Genomic DNA, 22772 nt, shown 5'->3' with positions numbered 1-22772 from the left:
GTTTGTCAGAAACACAGCATTTACGCGGCTTTCGGCTGGTATTCAAGTCGCGGTTTCAGCGAGGATGGCGTATCAGCTGGCGGCGTAAACTACGGATCAGTCTTGTGAAAAGCGTGGAATACCATAATATGGTCTGCATCTGAGGGGCGACCCAACAGTCCTCCCGGTTTGGCTTCATACAAAGATAAAAACAGACAAACTCGAGTTCATGCATATGTCCCAGATGTCCCGGCAAGATCCGTTGATCGAGAATCATACGGTCGATTACGTCCCACTCGCGGAACGCCACGGGAAGGCCCGCGACCTGTTCACTCTGTGGTTCAGCACCAACATCGCGCCACTGCCCATCGTCACCGGCGCCATGGTGGTTCAGGTGTTCCATCTCAATTTGTTTTGGGGGCTGCTGGCGATTGCGCTGGGGCACATGATCGGCGGCGTGGTGATTGCGCTGGCGTCGGCCCAGGGCCCGCGCATGGGCATTCCGCAAATGGTTCAGAGTCGCGGCCAGTTCGGTCGTTATGGCGCACTGCTGATCGTCTTCTTTGCGGCGCTGATCTACATCGGCTTCTTCATTTCCAACATTGTGCTGGCCGGCAAATCCATCGTCGGCATCGCGCCATCAGTGCCGGCGCCGCTGAGCATTCTGATCGGCGCGCTGGCCGCCACCGCCATCGGCGTGATCGGCTACAACTTCATCCACACGCTCAATCGCATTGGCACCTGGGTGATGGGCGGCGCGTTGCTCGCAGGCTTCATCTACATTTTCGCCCATGACTTGCCGGCAGACTTCCTCACGCGCGGCAGTTTCAATCTCTCCGGCTGGCTGGCGACGGTGTCGCTGGGGATCATCTGGCAGATCAGCTTCTCGCCGTACGTCTCCGACTATTCGCGTTATCTACCAGCAGACATCGGCATCGCCAAACCCTTCTGGGCGACGTATCTGGGCGCGACGCTGGGCACGATTCTGTCGTTCAGCTTTGGCGCGGTGGCGGTGCTGGCGACGCCGGAAGGCACCGAAGCGATGGCGGCGGTCAAGCAGTCCACCGGCTGGCTGGGGCCGATTCTGATGGTGCTGTTTCTGCTCAACATCATCAGCCACAACGCGCTGAATCTGTATGGCGCGGTGCTGTCGATCATCACCTCGATCCAGACCTTCGCCAGCCAGTGGACGCCGAGCATCAAGGTGCGCGTGGTGCTGTCGAGCGTGATCCTCGCCGGATGCTGTCTGGTTGCTCTCAGTGCTTCAGCGGATTTCATTTCCCAATTCATCGGGCTGATTCTGGCGCTGTTGCTGGTGCTGGTGCCGTGGGCGTCGATCAACCTGATCGACTTCTATCTGATCAAACGTGGCAACTACGACATCACCTCGATCTTCCGTGCTGACGGCGGGATTTACGGGCGCTTCAACCTGCACGCGATCATTGCCTACTTCATCGGCATCATCGTGCAGCTGCCGTTTGCCAACACCTCGCTGTACGTTGGGCCGTACGCCAATCTGGTGGAAGGTGCGGATCTGTCATGGCTGGTTGGCCTGGTAGTCACCGTGCCGCTGTATTACTGCCTGGCCACACGCGGTGAGACCCAGCAGAGCAGGGCGGCCAGACTTGGCTATACCGACTGATCGCCATCGCAATTCCAGCAATGCCCGGCCCAGTGCCGGGCATTTTTGTTTGCGCATTTCAGCGGTCACGCAAATTGGCCATATCGATCCCCTTTTGGCCTGTCGCCTACTGTCATCGCGCTACGCTGTCAGCAAGAATCGAATCCAGAACAACAGGCTCGCCCTTTTTTGCCCTTGGCTTTCGTTGCAGCCACTGCCGTGTACAGAACATAAAAACCATCGATCTCACGTCGCATTCGGGGAAACAACCATGGTCACGATCAAACGCATTCTGGGCGCCACCGTCTGTGGCTTGACGCTGCTGGCCAGCGCCGTCCAGGCCGAGCAGCGCGAACTGCGGGTGTACAACTGGGCGGATTACATTCTGCCGTCAGTGCCCAAGGAGTTCGCCGAGCAGAGCAAGATCAAAGTGACCTGGGACACCTTCGACACCAACGAATCCCTGGAAGCCAAACTGCTGACCGGCAACTCCGGCTACGACCTGGTGGTGCCGTCCAATCAGTTCATCGAAACCCAGATCAAGGCCGGCGTGTTCCAGAAACTCGACAAGTCGAAACTGCCGAACTGGCAGCATCAGGATCCGGCATTGCTCAAGTTGCTCGACGCCAACGACCCCGGCAACCAGTACGGCGTGCCGTACATGTACGGCACCGTGTTGATCGGCTTCAACCCGGCCAAGGTCAAGGCTGCCTTGGGCGAGAATGCGCCGGTGGACAGTTGGGATCTGGTGTTCAAGCCCGAGAACATAGAAAAGCTCAAGGCCTGCGGCGTGGCGATGCTCGATTCGCCGTCGGAGATTCTGCCGCTGGCCCTGCATTACCTCGGCCTCGATCCGAACAGCCAGAACCCGGCGGATTATGAAAAAGCCAAGGCCTTGATGATGAAGATTCGCCCCTACGTGACCTACTTCAACTCGGCCAAGTACATGACCGACATCGCCAACGGCGATATCTGCGTGGCGATCGGTTACTCCGGCAGCTTCTACCAGTTTGGTAATCGCGCCAAAGAGGCGGGCAACGGTGTGGTGGTCGACTGGCGTTTGCCGAAGGAGGGCGCGCCAATCTGGTTCGACACCTTCGCCATCCCGAAGAGCGCGAAGAACGTTGCCGAAGCCCACGAATTTCTCAACCACTTGCTTGATCCGAAAGTGATCGCGCCGATCAGCGATTTCCTCGGCTACCCGAATGCCAACAAGGACTCGATGCCGCTGGTCAACAAGGAAATCACCGGCAACCCCAACCTGACGCCGACCAGCGAAGCATTGAAAACCCTCTATGTGGTACAGCCGTTGCCGCAGAAGATGGAGCGGGTGCGGACGCGGGTGTGGACGAGTATCAAATCCGATAAATAAGAGCACCGCCTATCAAATGTGGGAGCGAGCCTGCTCGCGAAAGCGGTGGGTCATTCAACTCGAATGTTGATTGATCCGGCGCCTTCGCGAGCAGGCTCGCTCCCACAGGTGGGTTGTGTTGTGTGTCATTCGGGGCTGCGTTCAGCCTCGCGGCTGGTCGCCAGGCTCAACAGCACCGAGCCCAGAATCACCGATCCCACCACCGCCAGCGACCACTCCACCGGCATGTGGAACCACGGCATCAGCACCATCTTGCCGCCGATGAACACCAACACGATCGCCAGTCCATATTTGAGCAGGTGAAAACGGTCAGCCATGTCCGCCAGCAGGAAGTACAACGCGCGCAGGCCCATGATCGCGAAGATGTTCGAGGTGAAGACAATGAACGGGTCGGTGGTGACGGCGAAGATTGCCGGGATGCTGTCGACGGCGAACATCAGGTCGCTGGCTTCGATCAGCACCAGCACCAGAAACATCGGTGTCGCCCAGCGCACGCCGTTCTGCAGGATGAAAAACTTCTCGCCGTGGAAACCGCTGGTGATGCGCATATGCCCACGCACCCAGCGCAACAGCGGGTTGTTGTCGAGATCCGGTTGCTGATCGGCGAACACCAGCATCTTGATCCCGGTGATGATCAGGAACACACCGAACGCATACAGCAGCCATTCGAACTGCGACACCAGCCACACCCCGGCGAAGATCATCACCGCGCGCATCACAATCGCACCCAGCACGCCGTACAGCAGCACCCGCCGTTGCAACTCCGGCGGCACGGCGAAATAACTGAAGATCATCACGAAGACAAACATGTTGTCGATCGATAGCGATTGCTCGATCAGGTAACCGGTGAGGAATTCCAGGCTTTTCTGCCGGGCAATCTCGCCACCGAATTCGCCGTGCAGATACCACCAGAGCAGACCGGCGAAGCTCAGCGCCAGCAAGCACCAGGCGATCACCCAGGCCAGCGCTTCGCGCACCGACACCCGATGCGCCTTGCGCCCGCCGAAGACAAACAAGTCAAGGGCCAGCATGGCCAGAACGAAGACGATGAAGGCGCCCCACATCCAGGGTTCGCCGATATTGATATTCGTGGCAGGCATGTCACGCTCCCTGTCTCGTTTCTCGCAGCGTTCAGACTACATTCCCCTGTGGGAGCGCGCAGGCTCGCTCCCACAGGGATCATCTTCACTTCTCGATCAAAGTCAGACGGGGCCATGCTAGCGACGGATTTATGCCCAAGAAAAATCGTTTATTTCTGACTGATAGTTCGGTTGAACCGAAGTGTCAGCGGAAAAACTCTCCCGGCGTCTCACCAAACTGCTGACGAAACGCGGCGATAAACGCCGATGTGGAGTCGTATCCGCAGGCCAGCGCGACGTCGGTTACACGCTCACCCTTCTCCAGCGGCGTCAGCGCGCCGAGCAGGCGCAGGCGTTGGCGCCAGGCGCGGAAGGTCAGGCCGGTGTCGCGCAAAAACAGGCGCGTCAGGGTCTTTTCGGTGACACCGAATTTGTCGCTCCAGTGGCTCAGCGTGGTCTGCTGCTCCGGGTGTTGCTCCAGGCTGTGGTAGATCTGCCGCAAACGCGGATCCTGCGGCAACGGCAACATCAGGTCGATGGTCGGCGCGTTCGCGAGTTGATCGAGGATTACTTGGGCCAGGCGTCCGTCGGGGCCGCGCTCGTCATATTCCACCGGAACCTGACTGAAGGCGCGGATCAACTCCCTGAGCAGATCGCTGACGCCAAGCACATGGCAATGCTCAGCCGCCCAGCCAGTGACGCTGCTGTCGATATACAGGCTGCGCATCTCTGTGTGCGGCGCGCTGAACACCCGGTGTGGCACGCCCGCCGGAATCCATACCGCACGTTCTGGCGGGGCGACGAAGCGACCGGCGCCGGTCTGCACTTCGAGCACGCCCTGGATCGCGTAAGACAATTGCACCCACGGGTGACTGTGGCGGCGGGTGAGGGCGCGATTGGGCAGCGATTCGGTGCGTCCGTACACCGGACGCGGCAGGCTGGGCAGCCCGGGCACACTACGGCGAACGCTGTTGGCATGTCCTTTAGGCGGCATTGTGTGGCTCTTCGGCGTTAGTCGGTAAATGGCAGTCACGTTAGAGTCCTCGGCACGCACTGGCAACCCCCGGATGAATCTCATGACCCGCCCACGTTTTTTGCCTGATAACTTCACCCTCACACTGATCGGCGTAGTCCTGCTGGCGAGCTTGCTGCCCGCCAGCGGTCAGGTCGCTGTCGGCTTTGGCTGGCTCACCAACATCGCCATCGCCCTGCTGTTTTTCCTGCACGGGGCCAAGCTCTCGCGCGAATCGATCATCGCCGGCGCCGGCCACTGGCGCCTGCATCTGCTGGTGTTTGGCCTGACCTTCGTACTGTTTCCCATACTCGGTCTGGCGCTGAAACCGTTGTTGTCACCGCTGATTGGCGATCAGCTGTACATGGGCATGCTCTACCTGTGCGCATTGCCGGCCACGGTGCAGTCGGCCATCGCGTTCACTTCGCTGGCGCGAGGCAATATTCCGGCGGCAATCTGCAGTGCGGCGGCGTCCAGTCTGTTCGGGATTTTTCTCACTCCATTGCTGGTGACGCTGTTGCTCAATGTCCATGGCGACGGCGGTTCGACCCTCGATGCGATCGTGAAAATCAGCGTGCAATTGCTGCTGCCCTTTATCGCCGGGCAGATCGCCCGGCGCTGGATCGGCGCGTGGGTAGGGCGCAACAAGAACTGGCTGAAATTCGTTGATCAGGGTTCGATTCTGCTGGTGGTTTACGGCGCATTCAGCGAGGCGGTCAACGAAGGCATCTGGCAGCAGATTCCGTTGTTCGAGTTGCTTGGGCTGGTGGTGGTCTGCTGCATCCTGCTGGCGCTGGTGCTACTGGCTTCGACCTTGCTGGGCAAAGCCTTCGGTTTCAATCAGGAAGACCGCATCACCATTCTGTTCTGCGGGTCGAAAAAGAGTCTGGCCACCGGCGTGCCGATGGCGCAGGTACTGTTTGCCGGCAGCACCATCGGCGTGTTGATCCTGCCGCTGATGCTGTTCCACCAGATTCAATTGATGGTCTGCGCAGTGCTGGCCCAGCGTTATGCCAAGCGGCCGGAGTCGGTGCCGGATCTGATGGCGCAAGTCGACCCCTGATCATCGGGTTTCAAACGATATCGTCGATCAGAATATGCTGCAGCCCGCGGCTGCACTGCTCGATCCGCGCCTGAACCTTGTAGACCTTGCGCAGCATCTGCTCGGTGATCACCTCATTGCTCAGGCCGCTGCCCTGGCTAGTGCCGTCGGCGATGACCAGCACCTGATCGGCAAATCGCAACGCCTGGTTCAGGTCATGGATGGCGATGAACACAATCACTTCGCGCTGGCGCGCCAGGCGGCGCATGAAGTTCAAGACCTGCACTTGCCGATGCATGTCGAGGGCGCTGGTCGGCTCATCCATCAGCAGGATTTCCGGCTCGCGCACCAGCGTCTGAGCGATGGACACCAGTTGCTGCTGACCGCCACTGAGTTCACCGAGATTGCGGAATGACAGCGCCGTGATGCCCAGGGCGGCGAGAATCTCGTCGACCAGTTTCAGCTCGTCATCGTGCACCACCCAGCCTGGTGTCAGTTGCTTGCGCGCCAGCAGCACGGATTCGTACACCGTCAACCGGGCACTGGCATTCAACCCCTGTGGCATGTAGCTGATGCCCGTCGGGCCTTTTTTCGAGTCCTGCAGAATCACTTGTCCGGGGCCGTCGAGTAAGCCGGCCATGCGCTTGAACAAGGTTGATTTGCCGGCCGCGTTGGGCCCGACCACTGCGACCACCTGACCGCCGAAAAACATCTGCGTCGAGACCCCGCGAATAATCTCGCGCTGGCCGTAACGGGCACCGAGATTGTCCAGTTGCAGCTTTACCATGAGTTTTTCTTCCCGCCCAGAATCAGTGAAATGAAGAACGGCACGCCGATCAGCGACGTAACCACACCGATCGGGAAAATCGCCCCGGGGATCAGGGTTTTGCTCACCACTGAGCTGGCGGACAGAATCAGCGAACCGGTGAGCAGCGAGGCCGGCAAGAAGAAACGCTGATCCTCACCGATCAGCATGCGCGCGATGTGTGGACCGACCAGGCCGATAAAGCCGATGGTGCCGACGAACGCTACCGGGAACGAGGCGAGCAGGCTGACCATGATCAGCGTCTGAAAGCGCAGGCTGCGTACATTGATACCGAAACTGGCGGCCTTGTCGTCGCCCAGGCGCAGGGCGGTCAAGGCCCAGGCGCGTTTGGCGAAGATCGGCAGGGTGATCAGAATCACCAGGCAGATAATGCCAAGCTTCGGCCACGTGGCTTTGGTCAGGCTGCCCATGGTCCAGAACACCACGGCGGCGACGGCTTGTTCGGTGGCAAAAAATTGCACCAGCGCCAACAGTGCGTTGAAGGTGAACACCAGGGCGATGCCGAGCAGCACGATAGTCTCGGCGGTGACGCCACGGCGCATACTCAGAAAATGGATCAGCAGCGCCGAGAGCATGGCCATGATGAACGCGTTGAGCGGCACCATGAATTGCGCGGCCAGCGGGAACAGCGCAACACCGAACGCCAGGCCCAGTGCGGCGCCGAAACTGGCCGCGGCGGAAATGCCCAGAGTGAACGGACTGGCCAACGGGTTGTTGAGGATCGTCTGCATCTGCGCGCCGGCCAGCGACAACGCCGCACCAACGGCGACTGCCATCAGCGCTACCGGCAGGCGAATGTCCCACATCACCACACGCACCTGCGGCGAGGCGCTGTCCGGCGCAAACAGCGCGCCGAGCACTTCACCGAAACTGTAGCTCGCCGGGCCCAGCGCCAGATCGAGCAGCACGCTGCACAGCAGCAACATCACCAGAGCGGCGAGAATCAGGCGTTTGCGCAAGACCAGGCGACGATAGGTTTCGCGCTGGACCACCACCGTTTCGATCATTGAGCTCATGGTTTGACCTCGGGATTTTGCAGGCTGACAAAGTAGCCCGATTCATACGGCACGGGCAGGAAGCGTTCATGCAACTGGCGGAACGAGGCATCCGGGTCGAGATCGGTGAACAGATCCGGGTGAAACCATTTCGCCAGTTGCTGAATGGCGACGAACTGGTAGGGGCTGTTGTAGAACTGGTGCCAGATCGCGTGGAAGGCCTGATCCTTCTGCGCCTGGATGCCGGCGTAGGCCGGTCGCCGGGTGTACCACGCGAGTTTTTTCCGCGCTTGCGCCATGTCCGCGCCGGGGCCGACACCGACCCAATGACCACCAGGCGCAAAGGCTTCCCAGTTGGCAGTGGTCACCACCACGTGGGCCGGATTGGCGACGATGACTTGCTCGGGATTCAACTGGCCGAACGTGGTCGGAATGATCCCTCTGGCGATGTTGTTGCCGCCGGCCATATCGACGAACCGGCCAAAGTTCTCGTTGCCGAAACTCAGGCAACAGTCATCGGTATAACCGCCGATGCGCTCGATGAACACATTCGGGCGCGGTGGCTGCTGTTTTTCGATCACGTCGGTAACGCGGTGAATCTGCTGGTTACGAAAATCGATGAATGCTTCGGCACGCTGTTCCTTGCCGAACAACTGGCCGAACAGACGCATGGTCGGCTCGGTGTTCTGCATCGGGTTATTGCGGAAATCGACGTAAACCACCGGGATGCCGAGGGCGTCGAGTTTTTCGATGTAACGCGCATCTTCGGTGGCGTGTTGGGCTTCGATATTGAGGATGATCACGTCCGGGCGCTGCGAGATCGCTTGCTCGATATCGAAAGTGCCGTCTTCAAAGCCGCCGAAGGTGGGGATTTTCGCGATGTCGGGGAATTTGCGCAGGTAAGCGTTATAGGTGTCCGGGTCTGACTGGATGAGGTCCTTGCGCCAGCCGACGATGCGTTCGATCGGGTTGTGTGTGTCGAGCGCGGCGACCAGATACAACTGCCGGCCTTCGCCGAGAATGACCCGTCTGACCGGCAAATGTACCTTGACCTTGCGCCCCAGCAGATCAACGACCTCGGTGCGCGCAGCCTGCGCGTCGCCAGCGTGAGCGGCACGCGGCAGCAGGAAAGACAGGCTCAGCAGTCCCGCCAGTAACAGCGCAGCGACAGCGAGGCTGCGTCGATCGAAAATCACCATGCTCAAAGCCTTTGCAAAAGTCAGTAGGGTCAACGGCTCACACCGCCATCCGCCTGAACGTTTCAGAAATCGACAGTCGCCGACAGTAATAAAGTGCGCGGTGAGCCTTGGGAGAACGCGCCGTAGGAGGCGACGCCCGACCAGTACTCATGGTCGAACACGTTCTGCACCGTGGCGCGAAACGTGGTCGGTCGCTCATCGATGCGCGTGGTGTAGCGTGCGCCGACATCGAAGCGGGTCCAGTCCTCCAGTTTTTGCGTGTTGGCCTGGTTTACATATTGACTGCCGGTGTGGATGGCGCCGCCGGTCAGCGTTAAGCCTTCGAGCCAGGAGCTGTCCCATTCGGCCCAGAGGTTGGCTTGCACGGAGGGTACGCCGACCGGTTTGTTGCCACGGTTGGCCGCCACTGCGGTTTTGTTCAGTTCGGCATCGAGCAGGGTCACGCCGCCGAGCAGGCGCGTGCCCGGAACGACTTCGCCAAACACACTCAGCTCCAGCCCGCGATTGCGTTGTTCGCCCTGAACCGAAAATACACCGGAGGCCAGTTCGCCGCTGGGCTTGGTGATCTGGAACAGGCTGAGGGTGGAGGTGAAGGTGCCATAGTCGGCTTTGACCCCGAGTTCATGCTGACGGGAGACGTACGGGGCAAAGATCTCGCCGGCGTTTTCGGCGCTGGAAGGCGCGATATCGCCCTTGCTCAGGCCTTCGATGTAGTTGTAGTAGAACGCGATATGCTCCCAGGGTTTGATCACCGCGCCGAATAGCGGCGTGGTCCGGCCGTCGTCGTAGGAGGCAGTGACCACGCCGGTCGCGTTGTAGTTATCGGACCGGATATTCTGTTTGCGCAGGCCGAGGGTCATTTGCGCGCGGTCATCGAGGATCGACAGCGTGTCGGCAAGCGCCACACCAGTCAGCTCGCTTTCGGAGACCTTCGGCGTGTCCGGTTTCGCGATGTAAGGTTCTGGCCGGTCCACCGGGTGGTAAATATTCGACAGAATCGGCGCAGCGGAAATGATCCCCCGCGACAGCACGTCGCGATAGCGACTGACCTGCACGGTGGTGCGGTGGCTGATCGGGCCGGTGTCCAAGCGCAGGCGTGCGCCGGCATCGACGGTGTAGCGCTCGACTTCGAACTTGTAATAACCGGGCGTTGAAGAGGTGTCGCCCGCCGCATTGATGATGGTCGGCGTCTGGTCGGACATGCGCGCGACGTCCGATTTGCCGCCACCGGCGTGGGCGAACGCCGTCAGGCTGTCGCTAAGGTCATATTCGCCGCTGAGCAGGACGGAACTGTCGCGGCTTTTCGACCAGCCCCAGTCCTGACTGACACTGGTGCGGCCGTTGGCAGCGGAGGGGATATCGACGCCGGGGGCGATCAGAAATGGCCGCGAGGCGGCGTCGAAGCGTTCTTTCTGGTTCAGCCAGTCGAAACTGGTACGCAGGCGTTCGCCCTGATAATCGAGGGCGATTGCACCGATATCAACGTGGCGGGACTGGTGGTCAATCGCGGTATCGCCCAGTTGCGTGCTGCCGTTGATACGCACGCCGAAGCGGCGTTCTTCGCCGAAACGCCGGCTGACGTCGACGTGCCCGCCAAGCTGAGCGTTCATGGCGTAACTGGCGGTGAACCGGGTCAGATCGTCATCGAGGGAGCGCTTGGGTACCACGTTGATCACGCCGCCGACGGCGCTATTGGGTGACATGCCATAGAGCAAAGCGCCTGGGCCTTTGACCAGCTCGATGCGCTCGGCGTACTCGGTGAATACCCGATAGTTGGGCGCCACACCGTAAACGCCGTCGAAGGCCAGCTCACCGAGATTGCCTTCGCCCACAGGAAAGCCACGGATGAAGAACGAGTCGACAATTCCTCCGGTCTGGCCGGTGGAGCGCACCGAAGAATCGCGTTCCAGTACATCGCCCACGGTGACGGCCTGTTGATCCTTGATCAGCGTAGAGGTGTAGGTGCTGACGCTGAACGGCGCGTCCATCACTTGGGTATTGCCGAGAAGGCCCAGCCGCCCGCCGCTGGCGACCTGCCCCCCGGCGTACACCGGGGGCAGGGCGTCTGCACGCGTGTCGGTGCCAATGACCGCGGTTTCCTCCAGCGTGACCCGGCGCGGCACCAGCGTGTAGCTGCCGTCGCTGCGTAGCACCATGTCCAGGCCGCTGCCGTCCAGTAACCGGTTAGCCGCTTCCCGGGTCGAATAAGTGCCGATCAGCGCAGGACTGCGCAGGCCTTCAGTCAGCGCAGGCTGGAACGACAGGGCAATGCCGGCGTCTACGGCAAAACCCGACAGGGTCGCACCCAGCGGCCCAGCGGGAAGGTTGAAAGCCCGAACCGCGCCAGCGTCCAGTTGCACAGGCGCGGCGGCCAGGGCGAATGGGCAAACGACACCGGTCAGGGCAAGGCTGAGCAACGCACTGCGAACAACAGGTTTGAACTGACGATCCGGGCGCAGGAGGCGTGCGGCAAACATGGATGGATGAGCCTATGAACAGGACGGAAAAGTGCTTCTCCCCAATTGCCAGTCGAAACCGAAAAAAGTATCACCCGGACGGCGATTTTTTTCACTCAGGCGGGAGAGAGCATGACCCAGTAGCCATTCAGGTGGCCGCTGACGAGAATCGGATAGGTCTGCGCCAGCATGTTCAAGGTTCGCTGGCTGTCGCTGATGGGGTATGCGCCGGAAATACGCAGGTCGGCGATAGCCGGATCGAGGCGCACGAAACCCCGGCGATAGCGCGTGAGTTCGTCGACAAAATCGGCCAGGCGCATTTGGTCGGCCATCAACAAGCCTTGGCTCCAGGCCCCGACATTGCGGTCGGTGGCGCTGACCGGGCCAAACCTGGAGGACGAAAAATCCGTGCGCTGACCGGCGTTGACGATCAAAGGTGTGCCTTGGCGATTGTCCGCAAGCTCGACTTTCACCGCGCCTTCCAGCACCGCCAGACGGGTCAGCGGTTGCTGCTCGCGGACGCTGAAACGCGTGCCCAGCGCCTGCATGCGGCCCTGACGGGTGCTGACCACGAAAGGCCGGGCGAGAGGGGAAATATCCGCGGTGGTCTGCACGAGTATTTCGCCTTCGCGCAGATAAACGAGGCGTTGGCCGGCGTCGAACAGCACGTCGATGGCGCTGTCGGTGTTAAGGATGATTTTCGAACCATCGGCCAGACTCAGCTCGCGTCGCTCGCCGACGGCCGTGCGGTAGTCGGCCGACCATTGCTGCGATTCTGCCAGTTTCCAGCTGCCCCAACCGGCCGGCACAAGGGCCAGGAGCAACGCCAGCTTGGTCATCGCTGCGCGCCGTTCAGGGCTGCTGGGACGATCGAGGGCCGACATCGCCAATGACGCTGGCAGACCGCCGAGTTTGGTCTGCAACAACTGCGCGCGCGCCCAGGCACGGCTGCGCTCGGGGGTGCTGGCTTTCCAGAATTCCCACTCACCGCGTTCGCTGCCGCTGAGTTCGCCTTCACTCATGCGGATCAACCAGTCGGCGGCTTCTTCCAGGGCCTGGTGATCGGGCTGCGCTTCATTGCGCCGGGTGAGCATCACTCCACCAGCAACAGGCACTGCACGAAGGCTTGCTTCATGTAGCGTTTGACGGTGATCAGCGAGACTCCAAGCTGCTCGGCGATGTCGTCGTACTTCAAACCGCTGATCTGCGACAGCAAAAAGGCGCGCTTCACCAACGGCGGCAGGGCGTCGAGCATAGCGTCGATTTCGTGAAGCGTCTCCAGCACCATCAAGCGCAGTTCCGGAGACGGTACTTCGGGCGCGGGCAGATGAGCGAGGGCGTCAAGATAAGCGCGTTCCAATGCCTTGCGCTGATACCAGTTGACCAGAATGCCCTTGGCCACGCAGCTCAGGTAGGCCCGGGGCTGCTCGATGACCGTGACCTGGGAGGCGAGGATGCGGGTGAAGGTGTCCTGCGCCAGATCCGCCGCATCCATGGCGTTACCCAGTTTTTTCCTCAGCGTCGCGTACAGCCAGCCGTGATGGCCGCTGTACAGGGCTTCGATCGCGCGCAGGTGCTTGTCATTACTCGCGGAAAGGGGTTCGCTCATGGCTGCAGATTTTCATGCAATTGAGAAGTATTCCCAATGCTAGTTTACAAACCCTCTGTGACGCAAGCGCCGATTGGCTTCTGCTTTCACAGGTTCGGCAGACCGCGCAGCGCGGCAATCATTGTGTCGATCTCTGCTTCGCTGTTGTAGGCGTGCAGCGAGGCGCGACTGACCTCCAGCAGATCTCTTTGCTGCATATCGAGCAGGGTAGAACGCAACGTCGAGGTACTGACATTGATGCGTTTTTCCTGTCCGGCCAGCCATTGCTGAACCTGGGATGCGCTGTGATGCCGATGGGTGAACGTGACGATCCCGGACTTCTGCACACCCAGATCCTGTGGTGTGACGCCGGGAACCTCCAGCAGTCGCTGGCGCAGGTAATCGGCCAGTTGCTGAATCCGCTGCCACATCGGCTCGATACCTTGCGCCAGCGCGTAATGCACCGCCGCCCCGAAACCCAGTTTGGCGGCGACATTGCATTCCCAATTCTCGAAACGGCGCGCATCGGCGCGGACCGTGAAGTGGTCGGCGCTCAGCAGAGACGCAGCGTGCAAATCGAGAAACGCCGGTTCGAGGTTCTCGCACAGCGAGCGTTCGACATATAAAAAGCCCATCCCCCTTGGTCCGCGCAAGTATTTGCGGCTGGTGGCGGTGAGCATGTGACAACCGACCTTCTGTACATCGATCGGCAGGTGTCCGACACCCTGGCAGGCATCGAGCAGAAACAGCACGCCAGCGGCGCGGGCGAGGGCGCCGATCTGCTCGATGGGCTGAACCGGTCCGCCATTGGTGGCAATGACCGGCAGGGAGATCAACGCCACGCGCTCATCGTCGAGAAGGTCTTCAAGCGCCGTAAGCGAGACCTGGCCGTGTTCGTCGTTGGGGATGACCCGAACCTCGATGCCCCGCTGCTGTTTCAGTTGCAGGTAGGGGATGTAGTTGCCCGCGTATTCGGTGGTCGACGTCAACACCACATCGCCGGGGCGCAACGGCAGTGAATAGAACGCCATGTCCCAGGCGCGGGTGGCGTTTTCGATCACCGCGATTTCATCGGCGCGGGCATTGATCAACCGGGCGAGGGCGACGTAGACATTTTCGATTGCTTGCGATTGCTGCGCGGCGGCTTCGTAGCCGCCCAGGCGCGCTTCGAGCTGGATATGGCGCGTCATGGTGTCGATCACCGGCGCAGGCATCAGCGCCGCGCCGGCATTGTTGAAGTGGATCAATTGCGCGACGGCGGGGGTGTCGGCGCGCAGTTGTGCAATGTCCAAAAGTCTCACTCCTCGATCAATCCCCGGGCGGGGCAGGGCTCGTTTGCAGCGCCGCCGGCCAGTAACGCAGCGCAACGATCGGGATCAGCGCCAGCACGTAGGCCAGGCAAACGAACAGGTAGGTGTATTGCAAACCGTAGACCTGACTGAGCAGACCGCCTGCAGAAATGCCCGCAATCGACGCGAACTGCGCCGTGCCCTGGGCGATCCCCAGCACATGGCCCTGGCGCGAGCTGTCGGCAGTTTTCGAGATCAGCGCCATCAGCACCGGCGTGGTGGCCCCAAGCAGTACGCCCCAGATGAAATAAGCGCTGACGAACACCAGTGGATTTCGCGTGACGCCCGCCACTGCGGTGAGCCCGATGCAGCCGATCACCACGTAGGTCATGCGCTGCAAGGTGTCTTGCTGGCCGCGGTGCTCGAAATGACGCGACCATGCCGTGGCCGACAGAATGAAGCCCAACGCGAGCAAGCCGTAGCACAGACCGACCACCGAATTGCTGACCTCGAACACCGAGCTGACATACAGCGAAAAGGAGGTCTGCGGCAGCATCCGCGCGAGCAACAGAATGCCCATCACTGCAAGCAGCGACAGCAGCGGCGAGCCTTGCCAGAGACTGCTGGCGCGGCGCTCGGGCGCGGCCTTGTCTGCGACCGCTGGTTTCTTCACTGGCGGCACGTCCGGCAAGGTCACGGCGGCAATCACGGTGCACACCGCACACAACGCCGAGGCGGTGATGTTGATCCAGAAGAACGTCGCGTAATCGAGGATCAGGCCGCCAACCACTGCGCCGAGCAGCGAGCCGACGTTGGTTGAAATCTGCAGAATGGCGAACAGTCTGGCCCTGCGCGACGGCGCTTCGATACTCACGCCATAGGCCTGGGCCGGGGCGATATAGCCGGCAAACGCACCTTGCAGAAAGCGCAGGATCAGGATGACCCAGATGTCCGTGAACAGGGCCAGCCCGAGCTGGGTCAACGACAGACCGGCGAGGGCGCGGATCATCATCAACTTGTGGCCGTAGCGGTCACCGATACGGCCCCAGAATGCGCTGGTCAGAATAATGCCCAGCATCGGCCCGACATACACGGCGATACTGGCGAAGCTGAAAACCGACTCGGAGCTGGTCAGCCCACGCAGATGGACAGGCCAGAACGGCCCGCTCATTTCCATCGCACCCATCGATACCAATTGGATGGCGAAGAGAAGATAAATCAGGATTCGTACTCTCGAACCCTCGATGGCACCTGCATGGGACATGAGTCAGCCTCGGTTAAACGTTAGCGAGCGGGTTGGTCAGGGTGTGCTGCAAACGATAGTTGCTGTATTGCATCAAGTGCATGCGCAACAACGAACGTGTCGGCCACGGGTCTTCGACGAACGCCTTGTGCTCGACTTCCCACACCTGAGGCGAGACGCGCTCGCGCACTGCGTCGAACGCAAGGTCGGTTTCCTGGCGCAGGATCTGCCACAGTCGCGTGTCGTTCAAACCGTACTCCCTGGTCAGCCACAGGGCGATCTCATGCAGATGCGTGAGGAACGCCGCGTCGAGGACAAACATGCGCACCGGCTCGATGTCATCGGCAAACACCGTCGGCAGGATACCCGGCTGCACATGCGGTTGCAGGCTGTAGCCACGTCCCTCCAGCCACGGCGCATAGGTGCGGCCGTCGCCAAAATCGCGGATCAGCAGACTACGTGCTTTGCCGTCCGGGGAGAACAGCACCATGGTGTTTTGCTGATGCGCTTCGAGACCGATGCCGTACAGCAGATAGATCGCCACTACCGGGTGCGTGACTGCTTTGGCGTACTCACGGAACCAGTCTTGCACCTGTGCGGCATTGGCCCGTACCCCGTCGCGTTCGATCAGATCGGTAAACAGCGGACGGCCGCTGCCAGGCAAACGGGTGAACAGCGACGCTACGGTGATGGGCAGGCAATCGTCGTGGCGTTCCAGTGCCGGGGCGCTGGCGCGAAAGACCACGGACAAATGTCGTCCCGGATGATCATCCTGGGTGATCGCGTTTTTGTACCGCACGCCGATTTCTTCCGGGAAGATTTCCAGGCGCCGTCCGAAACCGTTTTCGGCTTTCAAAATGTCCATGATCACCGTGCTGATGCGCGGCCCCATGTGAATCGACTTGGCTTGCAGGCTACGCAACTCGCTGGTCATCCACACGGCGATCGGCAGTTTGATCAGCGGCGCACACTCGTCCAGCACCGGCATCATGGTCCGATACGACATGGTCGGCAGCGTCGCCAGGTCGGGGCCATCGGTGATCAGAATCCCGTCTTCGATTTCCGTCGCAAAGGTCTTCAGCACGTAGGCCTGCAGGTGCCAGGCATGGATCGGCAGCGGCAGCCATTGGGTTTCGTCCAGGCCCTTGCGGTTGAGCGAGGCTTTCCATTGTTCCCACTGCGCCGGGAAGTTGCCGGCAAACCAGGCGTGGTAGCTGGTCACGTGGGGCATGCTCTCGCTTTTTGCGTTGTCGGCGCGCAATGCAGCGAGGCGCAACGGCACTTGAGCATTGAACTCGGGCGACAGTTGCGCCACTTCGTCATCGGTCAGGCCCGGGCGTGCCTTCCACGTCGGGTAATACGGGTGGCCCTCCAGCGAGCCCCATTGATCGAGCAGGATCGCAGCATCCTTGGTGCTCGCATGCTGGCGCAAGTAATCGGTGAAGCTGTCGAGGCCCTGATCCGCGATGGCCTGGTGCAGGCGCGCATTCCATTGCTGGCGATGCTGGCGAGCATGGGCGTCATTGGTCAGGCTGTTTTCCATGTCGGCCTTGAGCCCGGCGACGCCTTCGTCGGTCGGCGCGAAATCGAAGCTGTCGCGCAGCACATCGAGCATGTCCTGATGGCTGGTGATGGTCTGGCGCACACCTTCATCGGTGACCAGCACCACGTCGCCGTCGTTGACTACGGTGTCGGCCGGGCCTTTGGCGATGGCGGAAAATGCCAGGTGAGCATGTCCGCCCTTGAGCGGATAAGTGGCCTGGTTGCCTTCGGCGCAGAAACGCAGCGCCGAACGGTCGAGAATGTTCTCCGCGAACAGACAACGCACCAGACGGCGCATGGCGTTCTTGCGGGAATAGGCGATCAGTGTCTTGAGGTCATCCATATCAGCGGTCTGCTCGTCAGAAATTGAATAGAGCGATCAAGCGGCGGCGCTTGTCGTGTGTGGCCAGTGACGCGGGAAATAGTCGAGTGCCGAATCGCGCAGACCCTGCATGTAAGCCACGCTCCACTGCAGGACTTCCTCGATGTAGGGCACCTTGAGTTCGAAGCGCCGGGCCATTTCCACCAACAGCACCAGGCCGTAGGCGACGTCTTCGTTGAAGGCACGGCTCTCGCGCTCGATGACGTAGCCGGCGCGGTTGCCGGCGGCTGGCACCATCGGCGCGAGGATGTCGTTGTAGGCCTGATTGGTGCGCAGGATCGACAGCATGCTGCTCTGATCACGGATCTGCTCGCCGTAGGCCTCGACGATTTCCTGTTTCAGCGATTTCACCGAGGACAGGTCGATGCCCAGCCGTTGGCTGATCACCGTGCATAACGCCTGGCTTTCCTGATCCATGCGTTCGAGAAAATACGCGCCCAGTTCCGGGCATTCGGTCCACCAGCACATGCGCTGCGGGAAGATCTTGCCATGCCACTGGCCAAAAGGGCCGATCAAGCCGTAGATCACCGAACTGTGCATGATCGGGTTGCCCGGCGTCAGGGTGATTTCCAGATAATGCTCAAGCATCGTCACGCAGGGTCCGTACAGCCTGGTCAGTATTTTCTCCAACTGGCGGCGCGCGGTTTGCGGCTCCCTGGCATGGGTAGCCACATACAGTTGGCTTTTGCCGCCGCCCATTTTGATCGAGCGTCCCGGTATCAGCTCAAAGGCTGTGTGCGGTACATCCTTCATGCCCCAGATCACTACGTTCGGTCGATCGGGCAGGGTGGCTTCGGCCAGCCAGTCGAAACCGCAGAAGCCAGGGATCGCACCGATGAACACCGGTTTGCTGGGACTCAAATGCGGGGCGATGGCTTGCAGGGTTTGTTGGCGGACGTGAGCAGGCACGGTGACGATGACGATGTCGGCATCCTCCACCGCGGCTTTGGCATCCGCGGTAACGCGGTCCAGACGGGCACTCAGGGTCGAGCCGTCTGGCAGTAGCGCCTGCATCGGCGTCTGGCGCACGTGTTGTTCAATGACCTCGTGATTGTGGGTGAGCAACGAAACCTGAACCTCGGGCAGTTGCTTGAACAGGATGGCGTTGAGATGGCCGGTCCTGCCGCCACCGCAGATGGCGACTTTCAACAAATTCATCGAGAGGCGTTCCTGTGTGAAAGGTGGGTCATGCGACGCTCAATTGCAGCGGCGCGGAAACGGAATCCAGCCATTGGGTCTTGCCCAGCCAGGCGTCCAGTTGCGGGGCGATGCTCGGATCGATCAGGTCGCGCTGTTGCAACCACTGTTCATCGAACACGGTATGCAGGTATTTCTCGCCGCCGTCGGCAACCGGCACCACGACGTTGCCGGTCAGCACGCCTTTGTGGATCAGTTCCAATGCCTTGAAAATCGCCCCGCCAGTCGAGCCGCCGACCAGCAAGGCAAGATTGCGGGCGATGTAGCGCGCGGTCTCGAAGGCCTGGGAATCGGTGACCTGCACCCCCAGATCGATGCAGCTGTAATCGAGCACCAGGCCAACGGTGTCGCCTGCCGGTGTGCCGGTTCCGGATTGGTAGTAGGGATAGCCGGGATGGCCGAAAACGATCGAACCGGCCGGTTCGACGCCGACGGTAACGGTATCGGGGTTGTGTACTTTCAGGCCGCGAGCGATACCGGTCATTGAACCGCCGGTGCCGACACAACCGACGTAGGCGCCGATCGCCCCGTCAGCCTGGGCGATGATTTCGCGGACGAAATCACTGTAGCCACCGGCATTGGCCGCGTTGTCGGATTGATTCATGAACACCGCGCCCGGGATCTCGGACGCCAGTTCCGCAGCGAGGCGCTGGCGCTCGACCACGGCGACTTCATCTTCGCGATAGGTGCCTTTGACGAAGCGAATGTCGGCACCGAGGGCCTTCATCACGGCGATCTTGTCTTGTGCTGCATGGTGATCGACCACCGCGATGAAATGCAGACCGAATTCGATGGCAGCCATGGCCAGGCCAATTCCGGTATTGCCGGAAGACGACTCGACCACCACGCCGCCGGCTTTAAGGCGCCCGGACTTGAGCGCTGCCAGCACCATATTGCGCGCCATGCGATCCTTGATGCTGCCGCCGGGATTATTCTTTTCAATCTTCAACAATAAACGGGCGTTGCTATCGGGAACTTCGATAGCCAGCATCGGGGTATTGCCGATCAAATCTGAAACTTTATTCAATATCATCGCAATGATTCCCTTCAGTAGTCAGGTGCAAACGCATAGTTACCTTCCTTACAACAAGTCGCCATCAACCGACGGGGCAGGGGATGGCGGTGAAACTGGTTTTCCAGCAAATCCATCTGATAACCGGCAGTGTTGATGTAAATCAATAAGTCGCCACGCCGCGGTTCACAGGCGAAGTTGATCAGGCGATAAGTGATGACATCATCGTCAAGGCAGCTGTGCCCGGCGATATACGCTTGGCACGGCGTGTTTGCATGTTGTTCTGTGCTGATCAGTATCGGATCAACAAGATATTCGGAAGCAAACCAGGTTTCGCAAGCACTGAAACTACTGCCTTCAACGAAAATGACGGTTTTATTGTCGGCAAGTTTTTTCGTGCGGGTAATGCGAAAGATTGAGATGGCCGCCTGATCGACCAGACTTCGACCTGGTTCCAGGGCCAGAGTAATGTTCTGTTGTTGCAAATAACCGGCAATGGATAATCCCGCTGAATGCTCGGCTTCGAGAAATAACGTCAGCCATTGCGCAGCCGTCAGGTCGCTGCCGTACGGATAATAGTCAGCCGGTACTTTCTGGTTGTAATAGTGGCTCGGGTTATTGTCGTTTTGCAGGAAGCGTGCATATCGCTGGGGATCGACATAACGAATCGGCAGGCCGCCGCCGATATCGATCATTTGCGGATGCAAGCCCATTTCTCTGGCCGCATCGACGAACCCGCTGACCTCACGAAACGCTTGCACCCGGGTTTCGAACCCATAGCCGCCAAGATGAAAGTGGAAACCCTCGAAATCGAAGCGCACGGTGTCTTTCATCAAGCGATGCAAAGCTTCGAGCAAGTCTTGCGAGCCCATGCCGAATCGGCTTGTTGTGCAGCTTTTGGCACGGTAACGCAGCAGAATACGGGCTTTTGCGCGGATTGGCTGGGCCTCGACCACCTCCTTCAGGTGGGCGAATTCCTCGAGCGAGTCCACGCAAATCAGTGCGCCGGCGCCGACCAGCGCATGGTGAAACTCCACAGTTTTGGCCGGCCCTGTGGCGCAGATTTTTGCCGCTGGGGTACCCGCTCGCAAGGCTGCCCGCAGTTCATGGATGCTCGAAACGTCGACTCCGATGGCGGACGTCGCTGCCGCGCCAAGCATGCTCTGCGACTTGTTCGCCTTCGCGCCGTAGAAGATGGCATGGGCGACGGCGTGCTGTTTCAACACGTTCAGCAATGCTTGCGTATTCAATGTAAATGCATGGGGCCAGACCAGATTCAATGGCGAACCGTGTTTTTCTACCAGATCAATAAGTGTGCTCGGAAAGCCATTGATAAGTTTGGAAATAACCGGGTCGATCAGCGGTTTCAACATGTGCGGGTGATGGACTTTATTGCACTGGTCGATAGGTACTGCTTTTACTTCAGGCATAGTTCACCCCGACGCTGAAAAATAACGTCGCCATAGATAATTTGATAACCGGTTTGTTATCAATTCATGTGTTGTTTCGACTCGTCAGAGACGATGATCGTGTTACGTCACAGGCGGATCCCGGGCAAAGTCAGAGCCTGGATCCGAAATGGTTCTGGTAATAAATACTTCACCGAACAATCGCATAAAAACCCCAATCCATAAGGTTTGCACGGACGTGTCAATTGGCCGTTAGTTGCTGGCCAGTCCTCCGTAAATACCCGAATCTGATGTTCAACTGACATCATTGGCGGGTAATTCCAAAGGCACTGCTGACTTGTGTTTAACCGAGGAAAGTTCCTCTTGGCGGCGTGAACAATATTGCGAACAGGAACGATTATCAAGTAAGGTTTTCAAATATTTTTGAATAAACACCTGCGCAAGACGAATCCATGAACGTGTATTTACACGCTCAAGGAATCGTTCGCCCCGAGATAAAAAAGTCCGTTAATTGCTTGAACGATAAGGCGTTAACGGTTGTTGCACCAAGTCCGCGAAACCGCAGGAAATCCTGCTGTGGCAGGGGCTTGAAAACTGTTCGAAACCACGACTGGTTCACATTCAAGGAGCAACGCCATGCCATCCGTCCGACTCAGCGGCCAAACCCGCCTCGCCATCAGCTACCTGTTCGTCCCGGGCAACCGGCCCGAGCGTTTTTGCAAAGCCGCCGCGGCAGGCGCGGACGCGATCATTCTGGATCTCGAGGATGCTGTTCATCCGGACAGCAAAGCGGCCGCCCGAGACGCTACCCGGGCCTGGCAGGAGGCGACGCCGGGGGTTGCCTGCGATCGTTACATCCGGTTGAACAGCGTCAGCAGCGCGCTGTTTCGCCAAGATCTGACCTGGCTCGGCGACATGCGTTATCCCGAACGGTGCAGCGGGATCTTCCTGCCCAAGGCCGAATGCCCCGAGACCTTGGCGCCAGTGGTGGAGCGGCTGTTGGCGTGGCAGCCGCAGTTGCAGATCGTCGCGATCATCGAGACCGCCAAGGGCTTGCAACAGGTCGAGGCAATTGCAGCAATTCCCGGCTTGGCGAGGCTGGCTTTCGGCTCGCTGGATTTCGCGCTCGATATCAACTGCAGCCAGGTTCCGGAGGCGTTTCTGTTCGCCCGCAACCGTATCGTGCTGGCCTCGCGCACGGCGGATTTGCCGGCGCCGATCGATGGCGTGACGCCGGCGATCAGCGACCTGGAGGTGGTCGCCAGGGACTCGCATTACGCTCGTTCGCTGGGGTTCGGCGCCAAGTTGTGTATCCACCCCGGTCAATTGCCCACGGTGCAGCGCGCTTTCCTGCCGGACTCACGCCAGTTGGCATGGGCCGAGCGCGTGATACGTGCGGTTGCGGCCGGCAGCCATGCCGTGCAAGTGGACGGCGAGATGGTCGACTTGCCGTTGATCGAACACGCCCAGCGCTTGCTCGATGTCGCCCGCCAGCACGCGCCGGTTGCCCGCGCCGATGCCTGCTGAAT

Annotated in this window: 18 protein-coding genes; 4 read left to right on the top strand and 14 right to left on the bottom strand. The window is 60.0% G+C overall.

Annotated elements, in window-relative coordinates:
- Window positions 1-214: 214 nt before the first annotated feature.
- Both VNV36_RS24305 and VNV36_RS24300 read left to right on the top strand, forming a co-directional pair.
- The gene (locus tag VNV36_RS24305) at window positions 215-1621 is read left to right on the top strand and encodes a purine-cytosine permease family protein (RefSeq protein WP_325721372.1); all 1407 of its coding nucleotides are present in this window, start codon (window positions 215-217) and stop codon (window positions 1619-1621) included.
- A 250-nt stretch (window positions 1622-1871) separates the two neighbouring features.
- The gene (locus tag VNV36_RS24300; RefSeq protein WP_325721369.1) at window positions 1872-2972 is read left to right on the top strand and encodes a polyamine ABC transporter substrate-binding protein; all 1101 of its coding nucleotides are present in this window, start codon (window positions 1872-1874) and stop codon (window positions 2970-2972) included.
- A 125-nt stretch (window positions 2973-3097) separates the two neighbouring features.
- Here VNV36_RS24300 and VNV36_RS24295 read toward each other — a convergent pair whose 3' ends face one another.
- Together VNV36_RS24295 and VNV36_RS24290 are read right to left on the bottom strand one after the other, a co-directional pair.
- The gene (locus VNV36_RS24295) at window positions 3098-4072 is read right to left on the bottom strand and encodes a TerC family protein (RefSeq protein ID WP_325721366.1); all 975 of its coding nucleotides are present in this window, start codon (window positions 4070-4072) and stop codon (window positions 3098-3100) included.
- A 184-nt stretch (window positions 4073-4256) separates the two neighbouring features.
- A complete protein-coding gene (locus VNV36_RS24290; protein ID WP_325721364.1) occupies window positions 4257-5045 on the bottom strand; it encodes an AraC family transcriptional regulator in 789 nt (262 codons plus the stop codon).
- Window positions 5046-5127: 82 nt separating this feature from the next.
- Between VNV36_RS24290 and VNV36_RS24285 the strand changes: the two genes are divergently transcribed.
- The gene (locus VNV36_RS24285; RefSeq protein ID WP_325721362.1) at window positions 5128-6126 is read left to right on the top strand and encodes a bile acid:sodium symporter family protein; all 999 of its coding nucleotides are present in this window, start codon (window positions 5128-5130) and stop codon (window positions 6124-6126) included.
- A gap of 10 nt (window positions 6127-6136) precedes the next feature.
- Here the strand turns inward: VNV36_RS24285 and VNV36_RS24280 are convergent, their stop codons facing one another.
- The 12 genes from VNV36_RS24280 to VNV36_RS24225 form a co-directional block, all read right to left on the bottom strand.
- A complete protein-coding gene (locus VNV36_RS24280; protein ID WP_325721361.1) occupies window positions 6137-6892 on the bottom strand; it encodes an ABC transporter ATP-binding protein in 756 nt (251 codons plus the stop codon).
- Window positions 6886-7947 (bottom strand): FecCD family ABC transporter permease, encoded by a 1062-nt coding sequence (locus tag VNV36_RS24275; RefSeq protein ID WP_325721360.1) that lies wholly within the window; start codon window positions 7945-7947, stop codon window positions 6886-6888. Before VNV36_RS24275 ends, VNV36_RS24280 begins: the two co-directional genes overlap by 7 nt.
- Window positions 7944-9125, bottom strand: a complete 1182-nt coding sequence (locus VNV36_RS24270) for an ABC transporter substrate-binding protein (RefSeq protein WP_325721358.1) — start codon at window positions 9123-9125, stop codon at window positions 7944-7946. Before VNV36_RS24270 ends, VNV36_RS24275 begins: the two co-directional genes overlap by 4 nt.
- A gap of 62 nt (window positions 9126-9187) precedes the next feature.
- Window positions 9188-11602: a TonB-dependent siderophore receptor gene (locus VNV36_RS24265; protein WP_325721356.1), complete on the bottom strand. Its 2415-nt coding sequence runs from the start codon at window positions 11600-11602 to the stop codon at window positions 9188-9190.
- A 95-nt stretch (window positions 11603-11697) separates the two neighbouring features.
- Entirely contained in the window at window positions 11698-12675 is a 978-nt protein-coding gene (locus VNV36_RS24260; protein ID WP_325721354.1) for a FecR domain-containing protein, read from the bottom strand.
- Complete coding sequence (locus VNV36_RS24255; RefSeq protein WP_325721352.1) at window positions 12675-13190, bottom strand: sigma-70 family RNA polymerase sigma factor; 516 nt, start codon at window positions 13188-13190, stop codon at window positions 12675-12677. Before VNV36_RS24255 ends, VNV36_RS24260 begins: the two co-directional genes overlap by 1 nt.
- Window positions 13191-13276: 86 nt before the next feature.
- A complete protein-coding gene (locus VNV36_RS24250; protein ID WP_325721350.1) occupies window positions 13277-14470 on the bottom strand; it encodes an aminotransferase class V-fold PLP-dependent enzyme in 1194 nt (397 codons plus the stop codon).
- A 7-nt stretch (window positions 14471-14477) separates the two neighbouring features.
- Entirely contained in the window at window positions 14478-15722 is a 1245-nt protein-coding gene (locus tag VNV36_RS24245; RefSeq protein ID WP_325721348.1) for an MFS transporter, read from the bottom strand.
- A 13-nt stretch (window positions 15723-15735) separates the two neighbouring features.
- Window positions 15736-17586 (bottom strand): IucA/IucC family protein, encoded by a 1851-nt coding sequence (locus tag VNV36_RS24240; protein ID WP_325721346.1) that lies wholly within the window; start codon window positions 17584-17586, stop codon window positions 15736-15738.
- Between the two features lie 36 nt (window positions 17587-17622).
- Entirely contained in the window at window positions 17623-18783 is a 1161-nt protein-coding gene (locus VNV36_RS24235) for an NAD/NADP-dependent octopine/nopaline dehydrogenase family protein (protein ID WP_325721344.1), read from the bottom strand.
- Between the two features lie 28 nt (window positions 18784-18811).
- A complete protein-coding gene (locus tag VNV36_RS24230; RefSeq protein WP_325721342.1) occupies window positions 18812-19855 on the bottom strand; it encodes a PLP-dependent cysteine synthase family protein in 1044 nt (347 codons plus the stop codon).
- 14 nt (window positions 19856-19869) lie between these two features.
- Window positions 19870-21264, bottom strand: a complete 1395-nt coding sequence (locus VNV36_RS24225; RefSeq protein ID WP_325721340.1) for a Y4yA family PLP-dependent enzyme — start codon at window positions 21262-21264, stop codon at window positions 19870-19872.
- Between the two features lie 615 nt (window positions 21265-21879).
- Here VNV36_RS24225 and VNV36_RS24220 point away from each other — a divergent pair.
- Complete coding sequence (locus tag VNV36_RS24220; RefSeq protein ID WP_325721338.1) at window positions 21880-22770, top strand: HpcH/HpaI aldolase/citrate lyase family protein; 891 nt, start codon at window positions 21880-21882, stop codon at window positions 22768-22770.
- Window positions 22771-22772: the final 2 nt, after the last annotated feature.

The organism is Pseudomonas sp. (assembly GCF_035554175.1).
In the GTDB taxonomy this organism is placed as follows: Bacteria; Pseudomonadota; Gammaproteobacteria; order Pseudomonadales; family Pseudomonadaceae; genus Aquipseudomonas.
The sequence above is the reverse complement of the archived record's forward strand: the minus strand, read 5'-3'. Positions and strand labels throughout refer to the sequence as shown.

What these genes read in the sequence shown, in the direction of transcription:
- VNV36_RS24305 (WP_325721372.1), top strand. Translation starts at nt 215, where the DNA reads ATGTCCCAGATGTCCCGGCAAGATCCGTTGATCGAGAATCATACGGTC.
- VNV36_RS24300 (WP_325721369.1), top strand. Translation starts at nt 1,872, where the DNA reads ATGGTCACGATCAAACGCATTCTGGGCGCCACCGTCTGTGGCTTGACG.
- VNV36_RS24295 (WP_325721366.1), bottom strand. Translation starts at nt 4,072, where the DNA reads ATGCCTGCCACGAATATCAATATCGGCGAACCCTGGATGTGGGGCGCC.
- VNV36_RS24290 (WP_325721364.1), bottom strand. Translation starts at nt 5,045, where the DNA reads ATGCCGCCTAAAGGACATGCCAACAGCGTTCGCCGTAGTGTGCCCGGG.
- VNV36_RS24285 (WP_325721362.1), top strand. Translation starts at nt 5,128, where the DNA reads ATGACCCGCCCACGTTTTTTGCCTGATAACTTCACCCTCACACTGATC.
- VNV36_RS24280 (WP_325721361.1), bottom strand. Translation starts at nt 6,892, where the DNA reads ATGGTAAAGCTGCAACTGGACAATCTCGGTGCCCGTTACGGCCAGCGC.
- VNV36_RS24275 (WP_325721360.1), bottom strand. Translation starts at nt 7,947, where the DNA reads ATGAGCTCAATGATCGAAACGGTGGTGGTCCAGCGCGAAACCTATCGT.
- VNV36_RS24270 (WP_325721358.1), bottom strand. Translation starts at nt 9,125, where the DNA reads ATGGTGATTTTCGATCGACGCAGCCTCGCTGTCGCTGCGCTGTTACTG.
- VNV36_RS24265 (WP_325721356.1), bottom strand. Translation starts at nt 11,602, where the DNA reads ATGTTTGCCGCACGCCTCCTGCGCCCGGATCGTCAGTTCAAACCTGTT.
- VNV36_RS24260 (WP_325721354.1), bottom strand. Translation starts at nt 12,675, where the DNA reads ATGCTCACCCGGCGCAATGAAGCGCAGCCCGATCACCAGGCCCTGGAA.
- VNV36_RS24255 (WP_325721352.1), bottom strand. Translation starts at nt 13,190, where the DNA reads ATGAGCGAACCCCTTTCCGCGAGTAATGACAAGCACCTGCGCGCGATC.
- VNV36_RS24245 (WP_325721348.1), bottom strand. Translation starts at nt 15,722, where the DNA reads ATGTCCCATGCAGGTGCCATCGAGGGTTCGAGAGTACGAATCCTGATT.
- VNV36_RS24240 (WP_325721346.1), bottom strand. Translation starts at nt 17,586, where the DNA reads ATGGATGACCTCAAGACACTGATCGCCTATTCCCGCAAGAACGCCATG.
- VNV36_RS24235 (WP_325721344.1), bottom strand. Translation starts at nt 18,783, where the DNA reads ATGAATTTGTTGAAAGTCGCCATCTGCGGTGGCGGCAGGACCGGCCAT.
- VNV36_RS24230 (WP_325721342.1), bottom strand. Translation starts at nt 19,855, where the DNA reads ATGATATTGAATAAAGTTTCAGATTTGATCGGCAATACCCCGATGCTG.
- VNV36_RS24225 (WP_325721340.1), bottom strand. Translation starts at nt 21,264, where the DNA reads ATGCCTGAAGTAAAAGCAGTACCTATCGACCAGTGCAATAAAGTCCAT.
- VNV36_RS24220 (WP_325721338.1), top strand. Translation starts at nt 21,880, where the DNA reads ATGCCATCCGTCCGACTCAGCGGCCAAACCCGCCTCGCCATCAGCTAC.